The following is a 3,161-nucleotide window of genomic DNA, read 5'->3' on the forward strand; positions in this document are numbered from 1 at the left end:
CGCCGTACGAATCAGACAACCATTGCCTCAGTCGCTTTGGTCCTGCAGGTATCGCCACTCCGAATTCAGAAAAGGATGAGCGTATACGATTAATTACTGCCGTTCGTTCCTTTATCAACCCTTCCCGTTCTCGATGCAAAAGCAGTACTGCTTGCTGATCCGGGCCTTTGATTGGCACAAACCTCATTGTTGGCCTATCAACCGCCTCACAGACTGCTTCTGCATCCGCAACGTCAGTTTTATTCGTTTTTACGTAAGGCTTCACGAATTGTGGCGGTATTAATTTCACATCATGGCCAAGCTGTTTTATTTCCCTCGCCCAATAATGAGAACCACCACAAGCCTCCATCCCAACTAAGCAACTAGGTAACTTAGCCATAAATGGTAACAACTGATTACGTCGAAGCTTTTTACGAATTAAGCATTTCCCTCTGCTATCGCTGCCANTCCGGCGAGAGTCTTTCGAGCTTAGCTGTGTAACTAACTGATTTCATTGATAAACCTTCCTTAGCCAGACAATTCCTTTCCAGAAAAGCGTGCGCGCACACTATTTCGGCCACAGTATGCCTACTATCTTGTAAACCACATCCGTAAGCCACTGATTTCTTTAGTGTTTAAAATATCACCAGAGATGAATACAGGCAAGCACGAAAACAAACTGCACCGTCATAGCTTGAAAAATGAAAGCACCCCTCTGGTATGGGACCGGCAGAAGTCGTTGCATTCCTGATCTTTCTGGTTCGTACACCTAACGCTCACATTTGCGCTGGTTATCGCGTGAACTCCCGCAGCTGAATATGATTGCCTTCTGGGTCGGCTATATTACAGACTTTGAATATTGGGTTTGACCATTCGCCTTCAAGAGCCTTGCCACCCAACTCTATGGCCTGATGCCTTGCATCCTCAAGGCTTTGTACTGCAAAGAAAATTTTTACCGTATTATAATTTTTTTCAGGAATTTCAAACGGTGGAATATGCACAACTATATTGAAGCCTTCTCCACCCAGGCTTACTAATTCGTTTGTTTCATGCATCACCGACAAGTCAAACATTTTAATATAGAACCTGGATAGTTGCTGAATGTTCTCCGCATATATAATGGCTCCAAATGTTGCTGGCCCGCTCATACTTCTCTCATACTCAAATTCTGCGTAACTCAGCCAGACCTGGTTATTGACTGCCAAACAGGCCTTTCAGGATATAACCCACCAGTCCGACCACCACCGAAGTGCAGGTAAAGATACTGATAATTACTTCTTTGGGAACGGCCTGACCAAGCACCACCTGATGGACAAAATAGCCAGCAACCACAACAAACAGCGCCGCACACCAGAACCATAAAAAACACAAAATGGCGCCGGCAAATGCTGTGAATCACCGGACCGTATTTCCACGCCTGGGGCGCTTCATTAATCAGTGGAGCATCATGAATCGCCAACATATAGCCATTGGCGATATAAATCAGCTTCTGCAGTTTCAGGTTGGTGATCTCAAGCTGCTTGTCACCGGCAACTTTGAGTAAATAATATGCGGTATCAATGGCCCGGTACATACGCTGCCTCCTGTTAACTCCAGCACGGCGTGTGGTGATGTTATACACAGATACTGTATATCTGTCCATTAGCCGGGCCAGGCCCGGTCAGCTGGAGACTTTTAACAATAACCGCGCCACCCGCCGTGCGTTAAACAATAACGCCAGGCTGATGATAAACTCAAACAGTTTCATCATCAGGCCGGCCAGTTCATCCGGCGACAACCTCAGCAGCGCACTCCAGCCCCAGCCTCGTCCGGATACCAGCATCAGGCTGAGGTGATAAATTAACGCCACCACCACGTCGTAGAAAAAATAGAACGCCATCGCCAGCAATAATATATGGGTCAGGGTTAAGGCCGTCAGCGGCTCCAGTGCCGGCTCCTCATTCGCGGGCACAAAACTCTGCACCACCCGGGTCGGAAATAACCACAATAGCAGCGCCACCAACAGCGGCACGGCTGCTGAAGTCAGCATATAGGGTAACTCTGCCAGCATATTTTCCCGGTTATCGAGCAATGCCTGAAAAAAATAGGACGACTGCTGCAGAGCATTCAGCACCAGTCCGATGGCAAACAAACGCACCCCCAGTGCCAGAATTTGGGTTATCGTCATCACACACCTCTCTTAATTACTGACTGATTTGTGGAACACAATAGCATCACGAAAGCCGTTGTTTTCGATAACCGGTTCAGATAACTCAGTGATATTAAAGAACTCAGACATCATATTATTAGCCACATCAAGATTCTGCTTTCCCGCTGAAATAATATTGGGAGGTATCAATATATGATCAAACCTTAATCTGGCCGACAGCATAAAATCCTGATCAGAGTCCTTATAACCGCAATAACCGAATAATACCTTGCCAGAAAATTCAGCCTGAATATCATTCCCATCAAACGATAAAAATTTTATCCTGTTAACATCAACCGGTATATGCTGACCATCGAGATAGACAGAGCCATCAATATAGCCATCCTCAGGGTTAACAGGAAACTCAAACTCTTTATTTTCTATATCTGAAAAAGATCTGAAGTCAACTTCAATAAAGTCCAACTGAATGCTGGTTTTCTCTGTCTCCCCCTGAAATTCAAGCGCTTTTAAATCGAGCGTGATCGATAAAAACAGCGTCATCGGCAAGCCTTGTTGTTCATTACTGAACAACAAAGCATTCATATTGCCACTCTCAGGCCTGATGCTTATGGCCACTGTATCACCCCAGGCAAAAACCGCTGCCGATTGTTAACCATTGCGTCGTTAATCATCAAAATAGACCGCTGCTTCCTGCCGCGCCCGACCAGAGTTAAGCGCGATAAACGATTCTTCCATAATCGTTCTGTCACTATCCGATATCCAGATTATCCAATACCAGATATCGGGGTAATCCGGGGTAACCTGTTTCATTCCGGCCAGATACATAGAATACAGGGTATTCATAAATATCATGGCATCTGTTGTATAGGTGTAGTTTTCAGTCGTTATCTGATGAGTCTCTGAAAACGAGACTGTAGATAAAACTGTGTAACTGCTTATCATCCCCTAACCATCAGGATAAGCAGTTATGAACAAGAAAGACCTTGAAGCCTTTGCACTCGAAGCCGCCAAAGGCATTAAAACTCAGGAAGAT

5 protein-coding genes and 1 pseudogene are annotated in these 3,161 nt (G+C 45.4%); all 6 read right to left on the reverse strand.

What is annotated here, in order from left to right:
* Positions 1-415: pseudogene (locus tag ACFOMG_RS10625) on the reverse strand (IS110 family transposase); the annotation flags it as partial.
* Between the two features lie 355 nt (positions 416-770).
* Positions 771-1,184: a VOC family protein gene (locus ACFOMG_RS10630; RefSeq protein WP_376866545.1), complete on the reverse strand. Its 414-nt coding sequence runs from the start codon at positions 1,182-1,184 to the stop codon at positions 771-773.
* Positions 1,157-1,552 carry a Panacea domain-containing protein gene (locus ACFOMG_RS10635; protein ID WP_376866547.1) on the reverse strand — a complete coding sequence of 132 codons (396 nt, stop codon included), beginning with the start codon at positions 1,550-1,552 and terminating at the stop codon, positions 1,157-1,159. The genes ACFOMG_RS10630 and ACFOMG_RS10635 overlap by 28 nt, the downstream gene beginning before the upstream one ends.
* Before the next feature lie 87 nt (positions 1,553-1,639).
* Positions 1,640-2,146 carry a hypothetical protein gene (locus tag ACFOMG_RS10640; protein ID WP_376866548.1) on the reverse strand — a complete coding sequence of 169 codons (507 nt, stop codon included), beginning with the start codon at positions 2,144-2,146 and terminating at the stop codon, positions 1,640-1,642.
* A 12-nt stretch (positions 2,147-2,158) separates the two neighbouring features.
* Entirely contained in the window at positions 2,159-2,743 is a 585-nt protein-coding gene (locus ACFOMG_RS10645; RefSeq protein ID WP_376866549.1) for a hypothetical protein, read from the reverse strand.
* Positions 2,744-2,791: 48 nt separating this feature from the next.
* Positions 2,792-2,971 carry a hypothetical protein gene (locus ACFOMG_RS10650; RefSeq protein WP_376866550.1) on the reverse strand — a complete coding sequence of 60 codons (180 nt, stop codon included), beginning with the start codon at positions 2,969-2,971 and terminating at the stop codon, positions 2,792-2,794.
* Between the last annotated feature and the right edge of the window lie 190 nt (positions 2,972-3,161).

The sequence above is a fragment of the Bacterioplanoides pacificum genome (assembly GCF_042648445.1).
Taxonomy (GTDB): domain Bacteria; phylum Pseudomonadota; class Gammaproteobacteria; order Pseudomonadales; family Oceanobacteraceae; genus Bacterioplanoides; species Bacterioplanoides pacificum.